This is a genomic window from Vibrio sp. HENC-03 (assembly GCF_000305755.2).
Lineage (GTDB): Bacteria > Pseudomonadota > Gammaproteobacteria > Enterobacterales > Vibrionaceae > Vibrio > Vibrio owensii.
In genome coordinates this window covers 160,734-182,584 of the sequence record NZ_JH976125.1, presented here as the reverse complement: position 1 = coordinate 182,584, position 21,851 = coordinate 160,734, and the positions used below count along the sequence as shown (strand labels likewise).

Annotated in this window: 23 protein-coding genes; 18 read left to right on the top strand and 5 right to left on the bottom strand. The window is 46.2% G+C overall.

Going from position 1 to position 21,851, the window contains the following annotated elements; all coding sequences use genetic code 11:
* Positions 1-60 precede the first annotated feature (60 nt).
* Positions 61-966, bottom strand: coding sequence for a LysR family transcriptional regulator (locus VCHENC03_RS07675; RefSeq protein ID WP_005438909.1), 906 nt, complete (start codon positions 964-966; stop codon positions 61-63).
* A 139-nt stretch (positions 967-1,105) separates the two neighbouring features.
* Between VCHENC03_RS07675 and VCHENC03_RS07680 the strand changes: the two genes are divergently transcribed.
* The 7 genes from VCHENC03_RS07680 to VCHENC03_RS07710 all read left to right on the top strand — a co-directional run bounded on the left by VCHENC03_RS07680 (position 1,106) and on the right by VCHENC03_RS07710 (position 6,677).
* Complete coding sequence (locus tag VCHENC03_RS07680; protein ID WP_232310361.1) at positions 1,106-1,504, top strand: hypothetical protein; 399 nt, start codon at positions 1,106-1,108, stop codon at positions 1,502-1,504.
* 62 nt (positions 1,505-1,566) lie between these two features.
* Positions 1,567-3,678 (top strand): protein-disulfide reductase DsbD family protein, encoded by a 2,112-nt coding sequence (locus VCHENC03_RS07685; protein WP_009706981.1) that lies wholly within the window; start codon positions 1,567-1,569, stop codon positions 3,676-3,678.
* Positions 3,675-4,187, top strand: coding sequence for a protein disulfide oxidoreductase (locus VCHENC03_RS07690; protein WP_009706980.1), 513 nt, complete (start codon positions 3,675-3,677; stop codon positions 4,185-4,187). Before VCHENC03_RS07685 ends, VCHENC03_RS07690 begins: the two co-directional genes overlap by 4 nt.
* Positions 4,188-4,293: 106 nt before the next feature.
* Positions 4,294-4,923: a class I SAM-dependent DNA methyltransferase gene (locus tag VCHENC03_RS07695; protein WP_009706979.1), complete on the top strand. Its 630-nt coding sequence runs from the start codon at positions 4,294-4,296 to the stop codon at positions 4,921-4,923.
* Between the two features lie 25 nt (positions 4,924-4,948).
* Positions 4,949-5,704 carry a class I SAM-dependent methyltransferase gene (locus VCHENC03_RS07700; RefSeq protein WP_009706978.1) on the top strand — a complete coding sequence of 252 codons (756 nt, stop codon included), beginning with the start codon at positions 4,949-4,951 and terminating at the stop codon, positions 5,702-5,704.
* A 17-nt stretch (positions 5,705-5,721) separates the two neighbouring features.
* The gene (locus tag VCHENC03_RS07705; RefSeq protein ID WP_009706977.1) at positions 5,722-6,156 is read left to right on the top strand and encodes a GNAT family N-acetyltransferase; all 435 of its coding nucleotides are present in this window, start codon (positions 5,722-5,724) and stop codon (positions 6,154-6,156) included.
* Positions 6,153-6,677 carry a GNAT family N-acetyltransferase gene (locus VCHENC03_RS07710; protein ID WP_009706976.1) on the top strand — a complete coding sequence of 175 codons (525 nt, stop codon included), beginning with the start codon at positions 6,153-6,155 and terminating at the stop codon, positions 6,675-6,677. The genes VCHENC03_RS07705 and VCHENC03_RS07710 overlap by 4 nt, the downstream gene beginning before the upstream one ends.
* A gap of 42 nt (positions 6,678-6,719) precedes the next feature.
* On the opposite strand, the gene VCHENC03_RS07715 is transcribed toward VCHENC03_RS07710, so the two are convergent.
* Together VCHENC03_RS07715 and VCHENC03_RS07720 are read right to left on the bottom strand one after the other, a co-directional pair.
* A complete protein-coding gene (locus VCHENC03_RS07715) occupies positions 6,720-7,229 on the bottom strand; it encodes a GNAT family N-acetyltransferase (protein ID WP_009706975.1) in 510 nt (169 codons plus the stop codon).
* A gap of 107 nt (positions 7,230-7,336) precedes the next feature.
* Entirely contained in the window at positions 7,337-7,876 is a 540-nt protein-coding gene (locus tag VCHENC03_RS07720; protein ID WP_009706974.1) for a TetR/AcrR family transcriptional regulator, read from the bottom strand.
* Between the two features lie 257 nt (positions 7,877-8,133).
* On the opposite strand from VCHENC03_RS07720, the gene VCHENC03_RS07725 reads away from it, so the two are divergent.
* The 11 genes from VCHENC03_RS07725 to VCHENC03_RS07775 all read left to right on the top strand — a co-directional run bounded on the left by VCHENC03_RS07725 (position 8,134) and on the right by VCHENC03_RS07775 (position 18,301).
* Positions 8,134-8,982, top strand: a complete 849-nt coding sequence (locus VCHENC03_RS07725; RefSeq protein WP_009706973.1) for an MBL fold metallo-hydrolase — start codon at positions 8,134-8,136, stop codon at positions 8,980-8,982.
* A 30-nt stretch (positions 8,983-9,012) separates the two neighbouring features.
* Positions 9,013-9,477, top strand: a complete 465-nt coding sequence (locus VCHENC03_RS07730; RefSeq protein WP_009706972.1) for an acyltransferase — start codon at positions 9,013-9,015, stop codon at positions 9,475-9,477.
* Between the two features lie 39 nt (positions 9,478-9,516).
* Positions 9,517-9,987 (top strand): GNAT family N-acetyltransferase, encoded by a 471-nt coding sequence (locus VCHENC03_RS07735; protein WP_009706971.1) that lies wholly within the window; start codon positions 9,517-9,519, stop codon positions 9,985-9,987.
* A 50-nt stretch (positions 9,988-10,037) separates the two neighbouring features.
* Positions 10,038-10,493, top strand: coding sequence for a GNAT family N-acetyltransferase (locus VCHENC03_RS07740; protein ID WP_009706970.1), 456 nt, complete (start codon positions 10,038-10,040; stop codon positions 10,491-10,493).
* Positions 10,494-10,567: 74 nt separating this feature from the next.
* On the top strand, positions 10,568-11,023 hold the full coding sequence (locus tag VCHENC03_RS07745; RefSeq protein ID WP_032802908.1) for a GNAT family N-acetyltransferase: 456 nt from the start codon (positions 10,568-10,570) through the stop codon (positions 11,021-11,023).
* Between the two features lie 148 nt (positions 11,024-11,171).
* On the top strand, positions 11,172-12,353 hold the full coding sequence (locus tag VCHENC03_RS07750; protein WP_032802907.1) for an alpha/beta hydrolase: 1,182 nt from the start codon (positions 11,172-11,174) through the stop codon (positions 12,351-12,353).
* A gap of 335 nt (positions 12,354-12,688) precedes the next feature.
* Positions 12,689-13,825: an efflux RND transporter periplasmic adaptor subunit gene (locus VCHENC03_RS07755; RefSeq protein ID WP_009706967.1), complete on the top strand. Its 1,137-nt coding sequence runs from the start codon at positions 12,689-12,691 to the stop codon at positions 13,823-13,825.
* Positions 13,818-15,089 (top strand): TolC family protein, encoded by a 1,272-nt coding sequence (locus VCHENC03_RS07760; protein ID WP_009706966.1) that lies wholly within the window; start codon positions 13,818-13,820, stop codon positions 15,087-15,089. Before VCHENC03_RS07755 ends, VCHENC03_RS07760 begins: the two co-directional genes overlap by 8 nt.
* A complete protein-coding gene (locus VCHENC03_RS07765) occupies positions 15,086-16,300 on the top strand; it encodes an ABC transporter permease (protein WP_009706965.1) in 1,215 nt (404 codons plus the stop codon). The genes VCHENC03_RS07760 and VCHENC03_RS07765 overlap by 4 nt, the downstream gene beginning before the upstream one ends.
* Positions 16,301-16,302: 2 nt before the next feature.
* Positions 16,303-17,586, top strand: a complete 1,284-nt coding sequence (locus tag VCHENC03_RS07770; RefSeq protein ID WP_009706964.1) for an ABC transporter permease — start codon at positions 16,303-16,305, stop codon at positions 17,584-17,586.
* A gap of 22 nt (positions 17,587-17,608) precedes the next feature.
* Positions 17,609-18,301 (top strand): ABC transporter ATP-binding protein, encoded by a 693-nt coding sequence (locus VCHENC03_RS07775; protein ID WP_009706963.1) that lies wholly within the window; start codon positions 17,609-17,611, stop codon positions 18,299-18,301.
* Between the two features lie 55 nt (positions 18,302-18,356).
* On the opposite strand, the gene VCHENC03_RS07780 is transcribed toward VCHENC03_RS07775, so the two are convergent.
* Positions 18,357-18,971, bottom strand: coding sequence for a 3'-5' exonuclease (locus tag VCHENC03_RS07780; RefSeq protein WP_009706962.1), 615 nt, complete (start codon positions 18,969-18,971; stop codon positions 18,357-18,359).
* Positions 18,972-19,122: 151 nt separating this feature from the next.
* Positions 19,123-21,795, bottom strand: a complete 2,673-nt coding sequence (locus VCHENC03_RS07785; RefSeq protein ID WP_009706961.1) for a TrlF family AAA-like ATPase — start codon at positions 21,793-21,795, stop codon at positions 19,123-19,125.
* Positions 21,796-21,851 lie beyond the last annotated feature (56 nt).

Genomic DNA, 21,851 nt, shown 5'->3' with positions numbered 1-21,851 from the left:
ATCAGGTTTGAAAAATGTGCGTAAGCGCTTCGGTTCTTACGCACTTTTTATGCGCCAAACTTAAACATCAAAATCTTGTTCAAATTTGGTTTTGACGAAGTCGATGAAGGTACGAAGACGTTTAGGTTGGTAGCGATCACGATGGAAAATGGCGGATAGCGGCACCGACGGGATCTCCCATTCCGGCATCACTTTAACCAGTTGGCCTTGCTCGACTTCCTCGTCACAATAACTCAATGGTACACGAATAATTCCGTTACCGTGTAGTGCACCCATCACAAGTGCGCGGCCGTTCTTGCAACGCAGATTGCCTTTCACTATTACATCGCTGTGCTCTTTCGGGTTAGCAACATTGCGGTAACTCCAGCGAGTGACTGAGCCCGTTAGCGTGCGATGTTTCGCCAACTCTTTTGGGGTGACCGGCTCGCCATAAGTCTTCAAGTATCTCGGGCTTGCAAGCGTCACCATATCAATCATCATCAGCTTGCGTGCGACAAAGCCTGCATCTTCCAACTCGCCCATGCGAATCGCCACGTCGAATTGATCTTCAATCAAATCAATGCGTGGTGAAGAGAAGTCGAGATCGACCGTAATGTTCGGGTATTCCAACATGAACTCATTGACGTATTTAGCAATGATGTCTTCACCGATATAACCACCCACGCAGTTTACGCGAATCAAACCGCGCACTTCTTGAGTGTCGTCGACCGCGGCGATTAACGCTTGGTCGATATCGTGCAATGCCTTCTCACATTCTTGATAGAAACGCTCTCCGGCATGAGTCAGGCGTAGCGTCCTTGTCGTGCGGGTCAGCAAGGTCACGCCCATTTGTGCTTCGAGCCCACTGATTTGGCGAGACACATGAGAACGCGACACCGAAAGGGCTTCTGCCGCTTTGGTGAAGTTACCCAGTTGAGCGATCAAAACGAAGGAGCGAATATCAGCAAGATTAACTTTATTGAGCATGTTGAATTATTTACGGAAACAGTAGTCATAAGACTATCATAATTAGTTACCAAAGAGAGCGACGCAAAAAATCATACCACTTGAGGTTTATGCTAACTTGCGTATGATTTCCGGCGTTTCCACATTTATCGAAGTTAGAATGCATTCATCCACCTCACAATCTGCTGCGTCACGACAACAGGGAAAATGGCTCCTAGCGTTAATTGGCTGGGTGATTGTGGTGTGTCTGATGAAAAATTCTGGCTTGATGTTCAGTTGTGCCATGCAATATGACGCAAGCTCTACTTCTGCGGTCGTTGGCGATGAAGTCAAAATCGTAAAAGCAGAGAGCGGACACAAATCTGGTAAGTGTGAGTTGTCTGAAAAGCTGATTCAATTTGCTCAGCAACAACTGGAAACCTTGGTCGTTGTTTTGTTTGTTGGCATTCTCGCGCTTGTCGTGTGGCGCTGTTGTGCGTTTTCCAGCAAAAGGCAATGGACCGAACCGATAGCCCGAAAGTATCGAGTCCACCTCACCCTGTGTGTATTCCGTGAATGACAAGTGATTTCTGACGAGTTTCGTCAGCGATTTTCTACACTTGTTTTTAACTAGGAATAACTATGAACCACATGAAAAAAACGACTCAAGCCGCGTTGATGCTCATCATGACGCTGGCACTGAGCTTATTCTCACTGTTTGCCCAAGCACAAACGACGGACACAGGTTGGCTGACCAATCCTCAGCACCCACCTGTGCAGACACGCTTTGTCTTAACCGGACAGCAAGACCCGAATACCAACACCATCACAGGTTACCTTGATGTCAAACTGACTGGTGACTGGAAAACCTATTGGCGTTCGCCAGGTGAGGGCGGTGTTGCTCCTTCCATTGATTGGGAAAAATCACAAAACCTGACCAAAGTGGATTGGCAATGGCCGTACCCACAGAAATACGAACTGCTTGGCATCGAGACGCTAGGCTACAAAGGTGACACTGTCTTCCCAATGACGCTGCACGTCGAAGACATGAACAAGCCAGTCACGATTGATGCGACGCTGACGCTGTCTTCATGTACAACGATTTGTGTCCTGACGGATTACCACATTCAACTGTCTTTCCTACCTTCCGATCTACAAGTCGATGAAGATGTGATGTTCACTTACGCGCAAGCGGTAAGCAGTGTGCCTCAAGCTTCACCATTTGTTGAAGTGACAGAAGCGAACTGGGATGCAAACCAATCTAAGCTACAAATCAAACTGACTAACTCACAAGGTTGGCAAAAACCAGAAGTGTTGGTTGATGGCGTTGACGAAGCAACCAGCGATTACAGCTTCAAATTAGAAGGGCTGCATCAAGAGGGCAATACGCTTACTGCCAACTACCTAGTCAGTACTTGGTTGGGTGACGTAGAGCTGGATAACCAATCGGTTTATGTCTCAATCAAAGACAACAACTTATTGGCGCAAGAAACCGCGCAAGCCAAAGCGGGTGTGATTACTGAAGCCTTACCAAGTACATCACTGGTGAACATTTTCTTGTTCGCGTTACTCGGTGGTTTGATTCTTAACATCATGCCTTGTGTATTGCCAGTTCTCGGCATGAAGTTAAGCAGCATCGTAGCGGCGCAAGGGGTTGAGCGTCGTCAGATTCGCACTCAGTTCGTGGCTTCTTCGCTAGGTATTCTGACGTCGTTTTGGTTGCTGGCTGGCTTTATTTTAATGTTGAAGCTCACTGGTAATGCTATCGGCTGGGGCGTTCAATTCCAAAGCCCTTGGTTCTTAGGTCTCATGCTGTTGGTGACCGGATTGTTTGGTGCCAACATGCTTGGTTTGTTTGAAATTCGTTTGTCTTCGGGAACGAACACTTGGTTGGCTTCAAAAGGGGATAACTCACTGCTTGGGCATTACGTGCAAGGTATGTTCGCGACTCTGCTGGCAACGCCTTGTTCTGCACCTTTCCTAGGCACTGCGGTGGCGTTTGCACTGGGTGCAGACGTAGTGACTCTATTTGCTATCTTCACTGCGTTAGCTCTGGGTATGGCACTGCCTTGGATCTTAGTGGCTATCTTCCCGGGGATTGCACTCAAGCTACCAAAGCCAGGCCAATGGATGAATGTCGTGAAAATCGCATTCGGCATCATGATGTTGGCAACCAGTGCGTGGTTGTTGTCATTGATGGCGAATCACTTACCGGTATTTTGGGTCATTCTGATTGGTCTAGTTGCCTTCATCGTTATCATGGCGCGTGTTAAGCGCATTTATGGCAATAAAGCGTTGGCGATTTCTGGCACGGTTTCGTTGATTCTGATTGCTGGTGGTTTGGTACTAGGCAGTGTGACTGCAAATCATTGGGCGACGCCATTGCCAGAAGATTTGGCTTGGGAAAAACTGTCAAACGAAGCGATTGCAGACCACGTAAAGAATGGTCGTGTGGTGTTCGTCGATGTGACCGCAGATTGGTGTGTGACCTGTAAAGCCAACAAGATCGGCGTGATATGGCAAGATCCGGTTTACTCACTGTTGCAAAGCCCGAACGTGGCGACACTGAAAGGCGATTGGACACATCCGAACGGCTCAGTGACTGACTTCTTACGCGCGCACGGTCGCTTTGGTGTGCCATTTAACATCGTGTATGGCCCAGCAGCACCAGAGGGGATTCCTCTGCCAGTAATTCTGACTGACGATGTAGTGGTGAAAGCAATCGAACAGGCAAGTGGAGGCGCAATTAAGTGAACACAGTAAAAAAGCGCAAGTCGCTCAAATACTGGCTCAGTCAAGCGCTACAACTCGTCCTTATGGTGACCGTGATTTCGGTCGCCATGGATTGGTATCGCACCAAAGACGTCCCTAGAGAGCAAGCTCCGCCTCTGAGTGCGATCATGGCCGATGGCGAATTTGTCGATGTGATTGCCAAAAGCCACGAAGAACCCGTTGTGGTGTACTTTTGGGCGACTTGGTGTCCAGCGTGTAAGTTTGTTAGCCCAAGCGTCAGTTGGTTAAGTGATTACTATGAGGTGGTTGCGGTATCTGGCGCGTCTGGCCCGCAAGAACGGGTGCAAAAGTTCATGCAGTCTAAAGACTACCAGTTCGATAACATCAACGATCCGAAAAGCGCCATCATGCAAGAATGGAGCATTAGCGTGACTCCAACCATCTATGTATTAAAAGATGGAGAGGTGAGCTCAATCACCACTGGCGTCACAACCCCAATGGGCATTCTAGCAAGGATCTGGATGGCCTAAATCAATGCGTAGTACGTCGACTTTTTTCACGCTTTTACAATGACATAAGTGTGTAGGTGAGTATGGCGTGCTACATTGGCAAACGTTCTAAGATCAAGGAGGAATCATGGACGTTGCCAAAATGTATGATGAAGTATCTGAGCGCTATCAGAAACTAATCGAAGACAGTCAGTACGTTGGTCCGCGCTGGATAGATGGGAAGCTAAAAACGCTCAATCTCCAACAAGCATCTGCTCTCGATTTGGCTTGTGCCACAGGCAGTATCGGGGAGGTCATCAAAACGCATTACCCAGAAGCTACTCTTCACGGCTTGGATATTTCATCCAAAATGGTCGATAAAGCACGCGAGACAAACTTCTATCAAAGTGTCAACGTTCATAATCTTGACCAACCTTTCTCTCCGATTTTCAATCAAACCTTCGACATCATCACCGCTCTCGGTTTCACGGAATTCCTTATCAATCCCCAGTCGCTACTTGAATGCATTGCTAACAAGCTGAATGCTGATGGACGCTGTTTTATCAGTTTCCAATGCCACGACCCAGATGGAAAAGACCTGCCAAGAAACACTTATAGTGGCACCGTTGTACATACCGCTTACACCGAGAGTGAAGTCCGCGAATTCAGCCAAAATGCAGGGCTAGAAGTCGTGTCTTTAGAAAACCTCGTCGGCTACACATCAGGTGCAGGTTATGTATGTCGTTACCTGCTCTTAGAGCTAAGAAAGCCAAGCTAATCAATTAAATAAACAAGGACTGTTTTTGAAGACACAAGATCTCAGTGAGTTTGCATCAGGCATGGAATACGATGCTCAATATGATAAACATTATGAAGATGATATCGCTCTGATACAAAAGCACATTACTGCGATGGGAGTTCGAAGTTTGCTGGATGTGTGCTGTGGTACGGGTATTGTCACCATACCTGTCGCGAAGAAGCTCGATAATGTTGTCGGTATTGATATTGCCGAGGGGATGTTAAAACAAGCTAAACGAAAAGCGCAGGGATTAGATAACCTTTCTTTCTTGCAACAGGATGCCACTCAATTCTCTCTCGATAAATGCTTTGATATGGCGATTATGACGGGCAACGCTTTCCAAGCTTTCCTCTCCGATGAGATGCTAGTTGGTGTCCTTAATTCGATTTCTAATCACCTTAATAGAGGTGGGCGTTTCATCTTTGATACCCGTTTACCAACGCCGAATAACTTGGAAATTGATGCTGAAATGTCGCTGTGGCAAACCTATGAATTGCCCGACAAAGGCGAAGTAAAGTACATGGGAATGCGCGAACGTTATGACGCTGAAAGTACAGTACTTTATTTGAAGAAAGAACGTCACTACCAAGATGGGAGGATGGTCTACTCAAGCATTGACTTGAAGTATCGAAAGTTATCTGAAATTGAAGCGTTTCTTGCTCAGGCGGGTTTATGTATTACCGAAAAATACAGCTCGTGGACAGAAGATAAGTTTTCGGAAAACTCAAACAACCTAATTTGCGTCGCAGAGAAGCTTTGATTTATTGGGAGAACGCCATGCAAGGATATCGTATTAGCACAGCCTTTGAAGAGATGGATTTGGATTGCATTCATCAGTTCATCTCACAGAGCTATTGGGCGAAAGGGGTGCCAAGGGACACGCTAGATAAAGCGATACGAAACTCCTTTTGCTTTGGTGTGTTTACCGAGTCGAATCAGCAAATCGCGTTTGCTCGCCTTATTACTGACAAAGCCACCTTTGCTTATCTCGCCGATGTTTTCGTGCTCCCTGATTACCGCGGCAGTGGCATTAGTAAGTGGTTGGTTTCTGAAATTGTGTCCCATGCAGACCTTCAAGGTCTACGTAGAATGATTCTTGCGACGCGCGATGCACACGGTCTTTATGAACAATACGGCTTTAAGCCCATCGAGCCCGCCGAAAACTTTATGCAGATTTGGAATCCAAACGTGTATCAAGGTGAGAACCAATGAGACTAGAAGCGCAAGAGATAGCAATCAGGTACCTTGAAGAAACAGATGCCGTTCCTTTGTTTGAAAACTACCTTGGTGATGAGCAAACGTGTTTGTATCTCAATCGACAAGCCCATCAAAGCTCAAACGAAACGTTACAAGCGATCGGTCGATGGCGAGATCAGTACGAGTTGGCTCACCCTAATATCTTGGTACTCGCAATTGAAGTAAGCGCAACTCAAGTTCCCATTGGTTGCTTAGTCTTAATCCCTGAAAACAGTCATAGCGAAATTCACTTTGGGATCTCTAGAAATTATCAAGGTAAAGGGTATGTGACTCAGGCGTGTAAGCTTGGGATTGAGTATCTGAAAAGCATCGGAGTCGAAGAGATTTATACGGCTCCTCATATTGACCATCAAGCCAGTATTCGCGTGCTCGAAAAATGTGGATTTAAGAAACAAGGTGTCTTGAAAGAGTATGCGGTATTTCCAGCACTCAGCCCCAACCCACAAGACTGTCTAGACATGTGGTTGGAAGTTTAACTAAGCCCAAAACAAGTGTTTTGGGCTTTTGTTATTTAGGCGTTATTGAACCTGCTCGTCTGGATGACCCCACATCAATGGTTCTGCGTAAGGACCTTTGATGGATGAGGTTGATTCGCCGATACCATCTAGTGCGCCAGGTGTAAGCTCACGTGCAAACCAACACTCCAAAGGAGCTTGAGTTCTTACTGGTGGAAACACATTGTGTGGCGTGTTGTAGCGGTTTCCGTAGTGGAACGGCTCACCCATTACAAAGATAACGTCTGCATCTAACTGTTTTTCTGCTTCTTCCATCAATCTTGTCGCGTAGCCTTTGCCTTGGTATTCAGGTAGTACGGCTAGTGGCGCAAGTACATAGCATTTTAGGTGTGGTGCTGCGTCAATCACGATAGGGGTATAGCATGCGTGTGCCACGCCTTCGTAGGCGATTGAAAAACTGCCATCTGCGATAAGATTGTCGGCAAATTCTGCATAGAGTTTGGCGTGTCTCTCGTCATATAGTCCACCTGCTTTTGCGAACGCTTCGTATTGAATTTGATAAGGTGTATTCATTGGTTTCTCCTTCGTTTTTAAATGTAATGAACATGCTGACTGACCGTTCGGTCAGTTTGTTTGGCCAAAAAAATCACGCATCGATATGTGCATGATTTTTGGTTTTTCTAACAGTACTTTTTGATGAACTCTTGTCTGATTTCTTCGATAGGGAAGTCTTCATTCAGCAAGTAGTTCATGGCAATGCCGTCGATCTCTGCGATGAACATTTTTGTCACCACTGCCGGGTTCGTGTGCCCTAGCGAGCGGAAGACTTCTTCAGTGGATGCCTGTAAACCTTGGTAGCGTTCGTCTATCAGGTCGACAACAATCGCTCTGGTTGTCGGGTGAACCATCACACTAAAGTTGAACTGGTAAATCTTGCGATGTTCAGGAACCGTCATGCCATCGAAGATCGAGTGGATCATGGCTTCTAGGCGATCGTCACTCTCGGTTACGTGTTCATCATTTTTGTCGGCTTCTTCGATAATCTGAGTGATATGAATAAAAACTTCTCTTAACAGTTCGTTTTTATTTTTGAAGTGGTGAAACACCAAACCCTTTGAAATCTCAGCCTTCTCACAAATGGTGGAGACGGGCGTTTTCTCAAAACCGTGTTCCGCAAATAACTGCGTTGCAACTTCAATGATCTGTTGTCGTTTGTCCATCGTGTTCACTCTACATACCGACTGACCAACTGGTCAGTTTTGCGAATGATAGTGCGTTTATTGCTCTTCCGTCAAGTCTTAATAGGATCAAAACCGCTTGATTGATGTTTTAGGAGGGAAGCGAAAATCAAGCATGATTTAAAACGAACACCGTAAACCTCTGTCTAATCACACAATTACCATTACTTTTTTCTACAAGCATCAAACCTCGTTATTGTCTCATCCACTAAAGCGGTTCAACGTCATTAGGAGACACCATGATCGTTACCACTCTCGTTGATAATTCTCGTGTTGAGGATCGAGCCGATCTCTGTGTTGAGCGCGGTTTATCGCTGCATATCGATACAGAAGGAACCAAACTGTTGTTCGATATGGGCAGTGGGCGAACGTTTTGCGACAACGCGCCTTTACTAAACATCGATATCCAAGAAGTTGATCTCGCGGTTATTTCTCATCGACATCATGACCATTGCAACGGTACTTCTCACTTTCTAGAGCAAAACGATGTAGCCAAAGTCTATTTAAAATCGTGTGGAGATCAGGATTACTACTTTCGAGCTTTTGGTTTCAAGAGTGATGTTGGTATCGATAAAGCTTTGTTAGACACAACCAATGACCGCATAGTGCAGGTAAGCGAAACGACGCAAGTTGCTCCGAATGTTCATGTGATTACCAAGATCAGCGGCAAGTACCCACAACCCAAAGGAAATCAGTACCTCTATACCCAATCGAAAGATTGCGGTTATGAGCAAGACGCTTTTGAACACGAGTTACTTTTGGTGATAAAGGAAGAAGATGGCTTGGTTGTGTTCACAGGATGTGCGCACAGCGGAGTATTGAATATGATTGAAACCGCCATTGAATTATTTCCAAACTGCAGAATCAAAGCGGTAGTGGGTGGCTTTCATCTTGTGGGCTTACCTGTATTTAATGGCATCGGCGGTACTAAAAACGACATAAAAGCATTAGGTAAAGCCCTGTCTGAATACCCTATTGAGAAGTTTTACACGGGCCACTGCACAGGCATGAAAGCGTATCATTTGCTAAAAGAAGTTCTTGATGATCGTTTAGAGCATTTACCAACTGGGCGTCGTGTTGAAATCTAATCAATCGCTCATTTTTATTTTGGAGAATAGATGTACAGTCCAAAAGTCTTACACGCACAAATCAAAGATGTGACTTGTGGTGAAAACGTCACCATCATCGAACCTGCAAACGTCTATGGCTGTGAGCTAAAAGAAGGCGTATTCGTTGGCCCTTTTGTTGAAATCCAGAAAAACACAGTCATTGGTGAGCGAACTAAAATCCAATCTCATACCTTTATTTGCGAATACGTGACCATCGGCAGTGATTGTTTTGTTGGTCATGGGGTAATGTTTGCCAATGATCTGTTCAAAGACGGAAAACCAGACGCGAATCCAGACAGCTGGGGGCGCACCGTTATTGCCAATAACGTAACCATAGGCTCGAATGCCACGATACTAGCCGTGAAAGTTTGTGAAGGTGTGGTTATTGGCGCAGGTAGCGTGGTGACGAAAGACATCACAGAGAAAGGCATCTATGCAGGGAATCCAGCGAAGAAGTTGAGAGATTTACCCTGACGAAGAACACGAGCATCCACGGAAGAACCACGAAAAAAAATGAAGTTTAGAGAAGTGACAGCGTCTGATTTAGCGCTGCAAAAAGAGCTATTGTTGGTGGCGCTTTGGACACCGGACGATGAACCCGACCATGATCCAAAAGTGCTCGAACTGGCGCACATCAAAGCCTACTTTGAAGAATGGGGCAAAGCGGGAGACCTCGGATTATTCGCATTAAACCAATTCGATGAGCCAATTGGCATCGTTCAGATTCGTTACAAATCGAGCCAAACTGTTCAATATGCTGAGTATCCAGAATTGGCAATGGCGGTTCATGCAAGCCATCGCGGCAAAGGCGTCGCTTCAGCACTTATGAAAGCATTATTACAGAGAGTAGAAGGCTCTTGTGATGGTATTCGTCTTGGCGTTCATCCTAAAAACGAAGCCGCACAAAAGCTGTATGAGAAGTTTGGATTCGTCACCTATGAAATCGCGCAAAGCGGTTTTCCTCAAATGGTACGAACGAAGTAAGACACTCTCGCTTAACACAACACGAAAAGCAAAAATACAAGGAAGAATCGATGCCACTGACATACCGCAGCGCGACATTTGAAGATTTAACCAGCTTGGTTGCATTGCTGGCTAATGACCCGTTAGGAAGCAAGAGAGAAGACGTAAGCTCGCCACTGAATCAGGCTTATGTTGCTGCGTTTGAAGCGATCGATAAAGACCCAAACAACCAATTGCTGGTGGTAGAACTAGAGGGTGCTTTGGTTGGCATGTTACAGCTGACTTTTATCCCTTATCTGACCCACATTGGCAGTTGGCGTTGCCTGATTGAAGGCGTCCGAATTCATCAAGATTATCGCGGACGTGGCTTTGGTGAGCAGATGTTCGAATACGCGATAAAGCAGGCGAAAGACAAAGGTTGTCAACTCGTTCAATTGACCAGTGATAAACAACGTCCTGATGCGCTTCGCTTCTATGAAAAACTCGGTTTTAAGGCCACGCACGAAGGCTTCAAACTGGCGTTGTAAATACTTACTAACCAGAGAGTTAAGCCTCGACGTAGTGCAACCAAGCGCAATAAATGGCGATAAAGAACAAAGCGATGAGATTCAGAACTTACACCCCACAAGACAAGCAGCCGGTTATCGACATTCTGCTGTCTAACTGCCCGAAATATTTCATCGAAAGTGATGAGGCGGATTTAGTCGATTTTTTAGATAACTACGCCGATGAAAACTACCTCGTGGCTGAAGAAAACGGACAAGTGCTCGGTTGTGGTGGACACTACACAAAAGGTCAAACTCATGGCATTGCGTGGGTAATGTTTCGTCACGGCTCGATAGGGCATCGCCATCTGCTTTCGACGGCAGACCGTTTTTATCAAGAGATGGAATCGCGCATAAGAGCAGAAGGCCATCTCTATGACATCCACATCAGCACCACACAATTGATGGAAAAACTCTTCAATCGATACGGATTCATCACGGTGAGCATTGTTGAAAATGGCTTTGGCGAAGGGCTGCATCAGTACGATATGGTCAAGTCCTTCACACGTTAATCCGTGCGCCAAATGTGGAGCATGAGTATACAAAACCCCAAAAACTGAAATCCTGTAGTTTTGTATACAACTTCTGTAGTTTTGTGTACTGACCTAATGCTTAACTCGCTTTACTATGCTCATATCTTCTTTTTATACGGGTATAGAGATGAAACCAATCGTACTTATGGCACTGCTTTTCGGGCTGGTTGTTTCTGTGGTGGGGTGTGCGTCAAAACCGCCTGTCGCGCTGAATCAATCAGAGCAGTACTACAACTACATTCAACCGACATTTGGCGACTACTTGTCGGTGACCAAGGATTGGTTAGTCGAACATCGTGGTTATATCAGTGATGATCATGACAAAGAAATCGCGATGAACATGCCTTTTGAGTTGAAGCCAGAGCACAAGTCCAACAAAGCGATCTTACTCGTGCATGGACTGGGTGATTCGCCTTATAGCTTCTCAGACATTGGTAAAACACTCCAAGCGCAGGGTTTCTACGTGCAAAGCGTTTTGCTACCGGGTCACGGCAGTAAGCCATCGGATCTTATGCTGCCAACCTACAATGATTGGCAAACTATGGTCGATCACTATGCGGCGCTACTAAAGCAAGATTACGATGAAGTTTGGTTAGGCGGCTTTTCTACTGGTGGAAACTTGGTGACCATCAACGCCATTGAACAAGGCAATGTCGACGGTTTGTTGCTGTTCTCTCCGGGCTTTCAATCTAAAGCGCCGATACTAGAGAAGTTTGCGCCTTTCGCTTCACTGTTTGTCGATGGCTATACAACCAAAGAAGATAACTTAGCGCGCTACAGTTCTGCGCCGCTGAATGGGGCTATCGCGTATTCAGAAAGCGCGACCAAACTAAGAAGCTTGCTCAAAGAAAACACCGTTAAGGTACCAACATTAATCGTGTTGAGCGAAGCCGACAGCGTGGTTGACCCAAAAGCCGTCAAAACCCTTTACGAAGAGCGTTTTGTTAACCCGGCCAATCAACTGCTTTGGTATGGTGAATCGGACATCGCGCTGCCTTCCGCAACGTCGCTGACCATGAGACTCGACTCGATGCGAATCAGCACAGGGTCACACATGAGCCCGTTGTTCGCACCTGAAAACACATACTATGGCCAACATGGCGAGCACAGAATGTGTATGAATAGCATGGACGAGAAGGCAACCGCTTACTGCGAAAACGGCGGAGAAGTTTGGTGGTCTGCTTGGGGACATGAAGAAGAGGGCAAGGTCTACGCGAGATTGACTTGGAACCCGTATTACCAACAACTCACGCAGAGCTTGGCAGAAGTCACCGGAAACCAAACTCAATCGACGGCGGCAATTCATTAAGCCCATTCATTAAGTCTTTATTCCCAAAGCTTAAAACTAGACCTCAAGTTCATTTACGCGTGAGCTTGAGGTTTTCTTTATTCTGTCTCTTTATTTCTAGGTTCTAGGTTCTAGGTTCTAGGTTAGCGTCATCTCTGCGAGTTCCATTTTGCTCAAACAAGTACAAAATCTAACCGTTTAACGCCGATTTCAGCTATTCATCCTGCTTATTGTCAAAGCGCCCTGACAAAACCTTACTAAATATGACAATCTTAGCGGCTTCAAACCACGATATCCTTAGAACTTAATGTTCATGAGATGGTCACAAGACTACAAAACAATAATTGGAATCAATGATGGCAAAAACTTGGCTTGTCGCTGCTGTGAGCGTTGCATTGCTTGGCGGCGGTGCGTATTTCTATCTGCAATCTTCGGCTCAACCAGAGGCATTTCCGACTCTGGCAGTGGAAAAGGGAACCATTGAGAAACAAGCGGTCGCAGTCGGCAATATTGTCCCTGCACACTCAGTTTCGATTAAGTCGCAAATTGACGGTATTGTCGGCGAGATTTACGTCCAAGTTGGCGAGAAAGTGAAACAAGGCCAGCCATTGATTAAGGTTCGTCCGAACCCGACGCCACAGGCACTTACGGATGCGTCCACGGACTTGATGCGCAGTGAAGCAGACCTCGAATCCGCTAAGCAAAAGCTCGCCAACTTAGAAAGCTTGGTGAAGCAAGACATCATTCCAAGCAACTACGATGAATACGTTAGTGCGCGCTCGACGGTAAAATCGGCTCAAGCGAACGTGCTTCAAAAACGCCAGAACCTCGAATTGATCCGCAGCGGTGAAGCATCGATCGGTAACGCGCGTCTGACCTCTACCATCTACGCGCCTATTGATGGCACAGTATTGAACCGCAAAGTGGAAGTCGGTGAGCCAATCATCTCAACCGAATCTAGCCAAGCCGCGACAGAAATGATGTCTCTGGCCGACATGAACAGCCTGATCTTCAAAGGCAGCGTAAGCGAGCATGACGCAGCGCAGCTTTCTCCGGGAATGCCGGTATTGCTGACCGTTGCGCCGTATCCTGATGTGGAAATCTCTGGCGTGCTGACCAAAGTTGCGATTCAGTCAGAGAACCTAAACTCGCCAGAAGGCAATGCGTCGGCAAAAAGCTTTGATAACGGCTTTGAAGTGGAAGTGGGCGAGCTGAAGATCCCACAAGAAGTACTGCTTCGCTCAGGCTTCTCATCCAATGCGCAAATCACGCTGAAGAAATCAGAAAACGTATTAACTCTGCCTGAGCGTGCGCTGCAATTTGATGGCGATACACCTAACGTGTTGATTCCAGATAGCTCAGAACAAGGCTTCCATAAACAGAAAGTGAAGCTTGGTTTATCAGACGGTATCAATGTAGAAGTATTGGATGGCGTTGAGCTAAACGAAGAGATCATCGATAACAGCATGATGATGGGAGCCGCGTATGGCTAAGCTGCATTTGTCTAGAATTGGTTGCGCGATATTAGCCGCAACACTCAGCTTACCAAGCTATGCGATTTCAATTGAACAAGCATGGCAACAAGCGAAACAGAGTGACCCAAATTACGAGAAAGCCAAGATTGGCGTGCAACTCGGTGAAGTCGGTGTGGATGCGAGCCGCAGTTCATTACTGCCAGGTTTGAGTGCGACGGCATCGGCGGATTGGAGTGAATCGGCCGATAACACCAACAGCTACGGTGCATCGCTTTCTCAAACCATTTGGGACAGCAGCTTGTGGTCCGATCTAGACCAAGCCAATGCCAATTACATTAAAGCTCAATTAGAACTGGCTCAATCACACAATGAATTAGCACAAAGACTGCTTTCATCGTATTTGGATGTCGCGAGCGCACAAGGCGATTTGCAATTGGCGCAATCCAAATTGGAAGAAGGCAACAAACTGCTGAAGATCATCGAGAAGCGTTACCGCGCCGGTAAGGTGAAATCCGTTGACGTCGAAGAGATCCGTGCGACTCAAGTAGCAGACAAAGCAGGGATTTTGAGCGCAAGATCTGATTTGGAAGTCAAACGTGCTGAGCTTGCTGCATTGATCAATCAGATCCCACAAAGCGTTGACCAAATTCGCACCGATTCTCTTATTCAACCGCCAATGATGGTGGACTCTCAAGAGCAATGGCTAAAGCTTGCCAAAGACAGCAGCCCAGAGTTGTTGGTGGCTGCGCAAAACGTGAAAGCCAGTGAGTTTGCTAAAGACTCGGCTCAAGGTGGTTACTACCCAACGGTAAAAGGGAACGTCGGCTACAACGATGATGACCGACGCAAAGATGGTGAATTCAACGCAGGCATTACTCTAAGCGTGCCGATCGATCTAAATGGTGCAACGCGTGCAAGAGTCGACGAAGCATCCTTGAATATCCTCAGTGCCAAACAAGATCTACGCAGAGTCGAAATCGACATTCAAAAGCGCGTTATCCAGCAGTTTACTCAAGTCGACATCAACTGGAACCAAGTCTTGATGGCAAATGAACTGGTTATCTCTCGTGAGAAAGTGCTGCGCAGCAAAGAGAAACTTTACGATGCGGGGATGTTAGAAGTATCGGAAGTCATTAGCGCGCACAACAACTTGTTTGAGGCCAAAAATAGCCTACAAAGCAACTTATACAATTACTGGCGTCAGCGCATCGGTCTGCTGCAAACCGCAGGTAAGCTAGACGACGACACCATGGCACTGATCTCCCGAGCTTTTAATTCATGACCAGTTTATTGCAACAAACATGGCAAACGCTGATGGCGCATCGCATGAAAAGCATGCTTGCCATCATTGCCATTGCTTGGGGCGTGATATCCGTGGTGGTGCTGATAGCGCTGGGTGAGGGCTTTTATCGCCATCAAACCCAGCAGTTGTCGTTTATGGTCAACAACGTGCAAATCGCGTTTCCGTCGAGCACCAGCAAACCATGGCACGGCTTACCTTCAAGGCGTCAAATTCAGATCCCGCAAGACAAAGTCGATATGATTAAGCAGTCTGGTTTTGTCGAAGCGGCATCGAGCGTTTATGCCAAATGGGATGCGAGCGTCACCAATGACAAAGGGCAGAACCTGACCAGTAACGTCAGCGGTATTGACCCGTCTTACTTCTCCCTCATTCAGCGTAAGTTGGAGTCTGGCTCGCGCAACCTGTCACCAACTGATATCGCTAACCACACGCGTGTTGCCGTGCTTGGTGATCAAATTGCCAAGATGGGTGAAATTGGCATTGGACAAATGGTCAAAGTGAACGGTATTCCTTTCTTGGTGATTGGTATCATCAAAGATGAAGATGCCGGCATTTCATTTGGCGACAGCCGCAAAGTCTTCATTCCGCAAACCACGTATCTCGATTTGTGGGATGCCAAACCGTGGATGCTACTGCTTAAGCCAAAAGAAGGCATGAATGGTTCAGCTTTCCGACAAGCCATTGTGAACTTCTACGCCAAACAATTGCACTTTGACCCAACCGATAAAGAAGCGATCAACCTACCGGACTTTAGTGAAGGTGCTGCGTTAATCACGGGTATTTTCCGAGGCATTCAAATCTTCCTTGGGGCAAGTGGCGCAATGACCATGGCTGTTGGGGCACTCGGTGTTGCAAACATCATGTTCCTCTCAGTGACAGAGCGAACGCGAGAAATCGGCGTGCGTTTGGCAATAGGCGCGACACAAAAATCCATCCTTAGCCAGTTCATTCTTGAGGGCTTGTTCTTGGTAGCTGTCGGCACGGCACTAGGCCTGTTAGTCGCGTATATGGTGGTGGCGCTGTTAGGCTCTATCACTTTGCCTGAGTGGCTAGGTTTCCCAGTAATCACACCGGATTCCATTGCTTGGTCACTGTTGGTGACGCTGGTTCTGGCATTGTTGGCGTCTTACTTCCCGGCGAGACGAGCATCGCGACTCACTCCGGTAATTGCTTTGAGCGCGAGGGCATAATCATGTTGCTACCAATGAGACAAATCTTTCAGGAAATGGCGGCAGAAAAGCTTCGCTTAGGCTTAACCATTCTTGCTGTGGCATGGGCGACCTTGTGTATCGCCGCAATGCTGGCCGTGGGCGAGGGCATTCGTCAGGGCGTATTAAGAACTGCGCAAAATGGTAACGGGAACCTGATTTACCTAACGGGTGGTATGGCAACGGTCGATTATGGCGCTTTTCATCAAGGTAAGTTCTTAACCTTAAAAGTCGACGATACCGATGTGGTCAAAGCCCTTCCAGAGGTGAAGAGCGTCGCACCGACCGCTATTTGGAATGAGCGCATTACCGTGGGCGACCGAGGTTCATGGCAAGAACCATTAGCCGTCACCACAGATTTTGCGTCAATGACCAACCTAACCCCAATGGATGGCGGACGTTGGTTAAATCCACTCGATCAAAAGCAGATGCGCAAAGTGGTCGTATTGGGTTATTCGCTCGCGGCTGACTTGTTCAATCCTGTCGATGACTTCAGCTGGTTTGCGCCAGTGACACTGCAAACCGATCCCGCGGGGGAAAAGGTCAAGATCGGCAGCGAAGAATTCACCGTGATTGGTGTATTGAAGAAGAGCAGTGCCGAGATTGAGCAGGGCGACCAAATCAACTATTCCAGCTTTGTGCCGTTAGCAACGTGGCAACGCTTTCATACCAATGGCGATATTGGTGGCATCAACGTGGAGCCACAAGCCAACACCGACCGCAAAAAGCTCGCAGAGACCATTCGCCAAGTCATTGCTCGCAAACATGGCGCTAGTGTCAGTGATGAGCAAGTGGTGCAAGTGGAAGACATGTTCCTCAAACAGAAAAGCATGCAGCAGTTCTTGATTGGTCTGCAAAGCTTCCTTGGCATCATCGGCTTTGTCACCCTTGCCGTTGCGGGCGTGGGGATCGCCAACGTTATGTACGCGACCGTGAAGCGTTCAACCCGAGACATCGGCGTGCGAATGGCGGTGGGTGCTACACCAACAGCGATTCGCTTGCACTATTTGGTCCAATCACTGATGACCATGATGTTAGGTGGCGTATTGGGATTAGGCGTGACTTACGCGTTGGTATCGGCAATCAGCGCCATCAACCTAGAAGGTAACGTATTCTATGAGCACCTTGGCAAACCTGTCCCAGAGCTGTCATGGATTGTCGTCGCGATTGTGATTACCACCTTGGTGATCATCGGTGTCGCATCTGCTTGGTTACCTGCAAACCGAGCCGCGAAAGTGAGCCCGTTGGAGGCATTGCAAAGTGAATAATAATAAGAATTCTGGAGAGAAGGTGTCGAACAAACCACTTGTTGAGCTAACCAACATCTGCAAATACTACTCAAGCGGAGAGGCGGAAGTACGTGCGCTAGACGGCGTAGACTTAACCATTAATCAAGGTGAGTTTCTGTCGATTCTTGGCCCATCTGGCTCGGGTAAATCCACGCTGATGAACATGCTCGGCTGCCTAGATAAACCGACCGATGGCGAGTACCAACTGGGTGGTCAAAATGTGGCAAGTTTAAGCGCGAACGAGCTAGCGGGTATTCGCAACCAAAAGATTGGGTTTGTCTTCCAAAGCTTTAACTTGTTGGAATACGCGACAGCGTTGGATAACGTGGCACTGCCTTTGGTTTACTCTGGCGTCAAAGCCAAAGAGCGCCGTCAACGTGCCGCGAAGCTGTTAGAACAAGTGGGGCTAGGAGACCGTCTCGACCACAAACCAAACCAGCTTTCTGGCGGTCAAAAACAGAGGGTCGCGATTGCAAGAGCCTTGGTGAACGATCCACAAATCATCTTAGCCGATGAACCTACAGGGGCATTGGATTCGAAATCTGGCGCAGAGATTGAAGCCTTGTTCAATCAACTCCACGCCGAAGGAAGAACGTTGATCATTGTGACGCACGATAACGCCCTAGCAGAGCGCACCAAACGCATCATCACCATCAAAGATGGCAAGGTGATTTCGGATAGAGTGCCGCAATAACGCTCCAGCGTTGGAGATAAACTCTCGAACGATGAAGCGTGAATACTCGAGTGGATTAGGCACGGCTTTTAGCCAGTAGCTGATCCACTTTTCCTTTTGCTGTCTTACTTACCGTCTGCATAAACTTGAAGGTTGGCGCTGCAATGCCCGATTGCTCAAGCTCTTCCACCATTAGCAACCACAGTTTGGCTGTTACCTGTGCATCGGCTAACGCGCGGTGGAATACACCGTCGTTTTCGATGTTCTTATAACGAACCAACTCACCCAACTTGTGTGACGGTGCATCTTGAATCAAGCGTCGTGCTACCAATAAAGAACACGCGAACTCACCAGAATAACCGCAGTTAATTCGCTCCAGTTCCGCATCCAGAAAGCGCTTATCGAACGACGCGTTGTGCGCGATAAGATTCTCACCCGCAATAAACTCACTGAACGATGCCATCACTTCATCGCAGCTTGGTGCGGTACGCAGCATGTTATTGGTAATGCCTGTGTAGCCCTCAATAAATGAGCTCACACGAAAGCCAGGATTCATAAGTTGCTGAAAACTATCGACCACCTCACCATCGACGATCTTAACCGCACCGATTTCAATCGCGCGATCCCCCATATTCGGAGACAGACCTGTGGTTTCAAAGTCGAGTACGACAACGGAGTTAGCTTGAGGCATGAAGTTTTCCAACTGAACAATAGGGCGCAAGAGTATCGTTGAAAGTGGTGGAAAAGGGAAGGAGGTTAGAGCATTCCTTTATTACTGATCATTACTAGGAAGTAAGGGAGCCAACAGTAATTTCTGGTTAACTCCCTTTTCGTTGATATATTTAACGATTTATTGTTAAACCGTATTTTTTTTCCCTTTGTTCAAAGGCATATCCACCACCTTCAAGAATTTCACATACACGAGTACGGATGCTGTCGGTCTCATTAATAGTACCATCCTCAACAGACCCCGACTGATAGCTTAGAACTTCGCTTTCGTTGTTAGCAATAATGATTTGCTCTGCATCACTATTCACTACTAAGTTGGCATTGTGAGTGACAATGATTACTTGGCGATATTTTTTAATTCTTCGGAATAGAGGCACTAACTGCTTCATGATGAAGTCATTGTCTAAGTCATCTTCTGGTTGGTCAAAAATGAAAGGTGAGCCAAACGGATCAGTAGCCAACTTGAGGCATACATAGAACGTTCCTCGTTGTCCTACGGATAGCTTGTCTACGGTTTTGCCTTTGTAGTTGAACTCAGCGTTAACATGCAGATATGTCTGAATTCGGTGTGGCTTGTAGAGGTAGTCCAATAGTTCGAATCTGCCTGCTTGATTGAAGTAGTCACTTTGCCAGCAGAAGTCTTCTAAAGATATTGGATCAACATACTCAGGGAGTAAGATTATTTTTTCATTCTTTAGTAGCTTAAAGAAGTCATCGATCGAGTTAACGTTGAATGTCTGTTGTAGTTTGTGCAGCGAACTTTGGCTTGCTGTTCCCCTAAACTTTCCTCCGTTGAGACAGCCCAATAGACCAGCATAGAATGCTTCTGGATTAAATGACTGAGAACCATAGATGTTAATATCCGTTAATATGTCTTTTACCAGTGCATTCTGATCCTGGTTCCATGTTGTTTGTTCCTGCCCCAACTTGGTGAATGCATTATTTACTTCTGACTTTTGGTTGCTTAGATAAACTTGGTACTTTTGAGCAAATGCTACGCGTTCACTTACTAGAGCGAAATATTGAGCGTTTCTTTCCCCGATTTCTTTTAGCTTGTTGCTCGCTAGATCGATATGCGTCTGACACTCATTAACTTTGTTTAGCAGAGATGAAATGTCTTGATTGATGCCTTGCTTCTTAAACTCATCAGTTATTGCTTCGTTCTCTTGGGATAGGGCAGCTAAGTTTTGTTGAGACAATTCAATGTTGGTTTGAAGGGCTGCAGATGTAGCAGAATAGTCGACAAACGGAACTCGCAACGCTAGCAAAGTGTTCCCATTGATGATGCTAATATGATTGTTCAAAGGATCAATAGATTGTTTGAGGTTACTCTGCGTGTTCGAACATTGAACTATGAATTGATTTATCTGGTTGATCCTTTGAACATTAACCTGATATTTCGTTATCAACCCTTGGTTTTGAGGGTTGGTTAGAGTCTTCATTAGCTCAACATTGTAGCTAATTACACTTTGCTGATAACTCTCATCGTTAATCTTGTTTCCCTGAGAGTCGGTAGTGTTTCTATAGTCAATGTAAGCTCTATAGTTTGCTAAGCAATTTTGAATTATCTGTGTTTGAGCTTGATCAAACGTAACTTCACTTAGACCAAGCATTCGCTTAATCTCTTTGCTTAATTCGTCCGGTTTTTGGCTTACATGCTGAATGTCACCCTGACTAACATGCAAGTATGAATAGACGTTTGCGGGCTGATTGAAGTGTATCTCCGAGCCATCCCCTTGGTTTAGCGTTATTTCTAAACCACCAGCATCCACAGTTCTTAAGCCCGGTGTTGCTGGATTATTTGGGAACTTAGACCTAATAGAGTCTAGCAGGATACTTTTTCCGGTTCCCCGTCCTCCAATAATAGCAACCATGTTTTTGTTTAAAGGTAATGTTGCTGATTTAAACTGTAGGGGCTGATTTGGGAAAAGAGTCCCATTTAGTGTGATTGATTTGAAATGAGGCTTTTGGAAGCTTCTTTCTACAAAGTCATCCACTATTTGAATGCGGTCTTCTGGTTCAATGAGAACTTGTCTGAGTCCCTCAAATGTTGGCCTTGCTTTGACCCAAGAGTGTTGAGTTCCGATACTTTGCATTGTATGTGCATCTGAACATAGAAAAACAGGCTTCGGTGGTAGATTTGAGCCTCTACCAGATAGAAAAAAATCTCGATCTTTTACTGTTGAACCAAAAATAAAGTCACCAAACTTATCGATTTCTTTGGCTAAGGCGAGAGAACGACCTTCAGTAACGTCTGGTCTGAATCCACCATATCCATTAGGGCAAGCAACCATAAGATAATCGATACCTCGCTTGAAGTTCTGTGAAAGGTGTTCTTCAAGTTCGGCATAATCAATCATGAGTTCTTCTACCTTCACACCGTGTTGCTGAAGGCTGGCTTGCTCACAATAAATTGCGCCGTTCGATTGGGTTGTATTCTTCACTTTAAGTTTGGACATAACATCATTTATCAGAGTGGTGCTAAGATGCTCTGCGAAAACACAGTGTATGTTGATAAATTCACTATCTTTGTTTGGCTGGGAGATTCGAAACTCCAAATTCCCGAGCACTTTGATATTGAAGCCATTACTATGAATAGCCTCACGAACCTGTTCAAGTTCATTGTTCGCGAAGTAGAAATAATTGGTGATACCAACTAATGATAATTCAGCTTCGTTTAACTTGTTGACATACTCATCAAGAGATGCACCGCTGAATTGATTATTTTGATGTGTAAGTGGGCTGTGTATATGCAAGTCCCACTTTTTCCAAGTCGCACCGATCATGAAAATTACTTTAAGTGTATAACAATATAGAATGCGATTTTATATTAAATTCACTT